Genomic DNA, 2,232 nt, shown 5'->3' on the forward strand with positions numbered 1-2,232 from the left:
CATGCGTTCTTGATTCCGATTGTCCCCGGCACTGGCATCACGTCGCCCGGCCCAAGCCCGCATACGCCGCCCTGCAGGTACGCCAGAACGTGGGATCGCACGGCCGTCACGCGCCGTTGATCCCGCGTCATGTTCAGGAGGTTCGGCCGCTCGATGAGCGCAATCGGCGGCGTCAGTTCGGTCGCCTTCACCAACGCCTCCAGCGAGGAGCTGCCCTGGGGATGGGCTTCGTTCTTGTAGGAACCCGGCGTCCTCGCATACAGGGCCTTGTGGACACCTGCCGTGCCGACGAGCGGTGGATCAATGCCGAGTATCTTGGCCATCATCGCCGCGCAGCTTCGCGTCCCCTTCATGGCCTCTCCGGCCGACTGCTCTCGTCCTTCCGGGAGACCATCGGGAGAGATCATCTTGTGTCTTCGCGGCGTATGGTCGGTGCTGTCGCCGTCCTCCGCCCCCGTCGGATCGACGCGGGTCGGCGGGTTGCCGCGCACGTAGGCGTGGCGGGTCCAGGACGGCCGGTCCGCCGCCGCCCCGCTCGCGCGACCGGGCAGGCCGCGGCCGTGTCCCGCCGCCGCGGAACGAACCGGCTTCGAAGCCGCGTCGGCATCGTTCGCTTGGAGACTCATGCGCCCCCCCCGAGGCTCGCTCGATGCTACTTCAACAGTGCCTGCAGTTCGGCGTTGTCCGGCTGGTACTTCTTCGCCAGCTCGTACGCCGTCAGGCCGTCCGCGTCCTTCAGCCTCTTGTCCGCGCCGTACTTCAGCAGCAGCCGGCAGACTTCCACCTCGCCGCCGACGGCGGCTTCCATCAACCGCGTGCGCGGCCCCGGTACGTCGGGCGGCGCCCCGGCCGCCAGCAGCAGTTCGACGACGCGGGGATCGTGCGCCCCGTAGAGGACGTCGCCGCCTGGGTCCGAATAGGTGTCGGTGGCGGGATCCAATTCAGTGACCTTGTAGTTTTGCTCGCGCTGGTGCGGGTCCGCGCCGGCCGACAAGAGGTACTTCACGATATCGACTTGGTCGTTGCGGGCCGCCCAGAAGAGAGCCGTCGAGTCGTGGATCCGCCACATTTCGGTTACCCAGAACACAAAGCGCGCATTGACGTCGGCGCCGCCGGCCACCAGCGCGGCGACGGTGTCGAGGTGCCCGCAGCGCGCCGCCCACGCCAGCGGCGTGAGGTTCGACTGCTGCGGAATGTTGGGGTTGACGCCCGCCTTCAGCATCCGCTGAACGGTCTCCGTGTCCCCGCGCGCGGACGCCTTGCACAGCTCCGCGGCGGCGCGCTCCGCCGGACCAAGCGACGCGTCCACATCCGAGTCCGCTTCGAATCCGCAGTGGGGATCGTCCGGCGGCGACTGCGCCGCGGCCACGCCGCAGGACGCCGCGACAGCCAACACCACGAAGATCGCCTTAGTTCTTGTAGTGGTCATAATGTTCCTTGAGCCTCGCATAGGTTGTTGGGTGCTGGCCAGTCGGGTAGTGGCTTCCCTTCCCCGGCCCCGTCGGCAACGCGCCCCACTCAACGGCTAGCGAGGGAAGCGCGACGGTGAGGAACTTGCCGGCTTCGACGTTCCCCAACGGATTTCGGCCTTTGATCAGCCATACGGCCGCGAGGTCTTGGCTGTGCGCCGAGAAGTCGCGGAGTCCCAGCGCGTCCTTGGCCGCCTTCCACGTTCCCGGCTCGAACTGATACGCCCCCGCCGGCTTTTCTCCCGGATGGTGGCTCAGATCGGCAATCGGCTTGTTGCCGAAGGCGTTCGAGTAGAGGGACTTGTCGTCGCGGTCGGTCATGCTGTCGGGGTTGTTCTCCGCCTGACGGATCGCGTGCAGCGCCTTCTGCACGTTCGGGTTCAGCAACGCGGCGTCCAGTTCCGCGCGAAGACGCGCCTGATCTTCCGCCTCCTTGCGCTCCTGCGCCGACTTCTTCTTGTCCAGCTCGGGCGTTTGCTGGGTCGGCGTCGCCTTGCGCTCCCCCGACTCCGCGGGGTCCTCCCCCGTCGGATCGACGCGGTTCAGCGGGTTGCCACGCACGTAGGCGTAGCGGTTCCAGGACAGCGGGTCCGCCGCCTTCGCGCTCGCGTCCAAGGGATCGACCGTCAGGAACGCCCCCGCCGACGACGCGTAGTAGCGCGCCAGCATGTAGTCGAGGCCCGTCTCCGCGTCCCGTTCGTGGCCGGTGTAGAGCTTCCGCGTCGTCGTCCCCGTCGCCGTCCACGACGCCATCTCCTGGCCG

General features: G+C 68.0%; 3 protein-coding genes. All 3 read right to left on the bottom strand.

Features of this window, described 5'->3' with window-relative positions:
• Nucleotides 1–626 (bottom strand): hypothetical protein (locus LLG88_04460; GenBank protein MCE5246159.1); only part of this gene is annotated, 626 nt, incomplete at its 3' end.
• A gap of 26 nt (nt 627–652) precedes the next feature.
• Nucleotides 653–1,429 carry an ankyrin repeat domain-containing protein gene (locus LLG88_04465; protein ID MCE5246160.1) on the bottom strand — a complete coding sequence of 259 codons (777 nt, stop codon included), beginning with the start codon at nt 1,427–1,429 and terminating at the stop codon, nt 653–655.
• On the bottom strand, nt 1,410–2,232 hold an 823-nt coding region (locus tag LLG88_04470), incomplete at its 5' end, for a hypothetical protein (GenBank protein ID MCE5246161.1). The genes LLG88_04465 and LLG88_04470, both read right to left, overlap by 20 nt.

This window comes from bacterium, from assembly GCA_021372775.1.
Taxonomy (GTDB): Bacteria; Acidobacteriota; Polarisedimenticolia; order J045; family J045; genus JAJFTU01.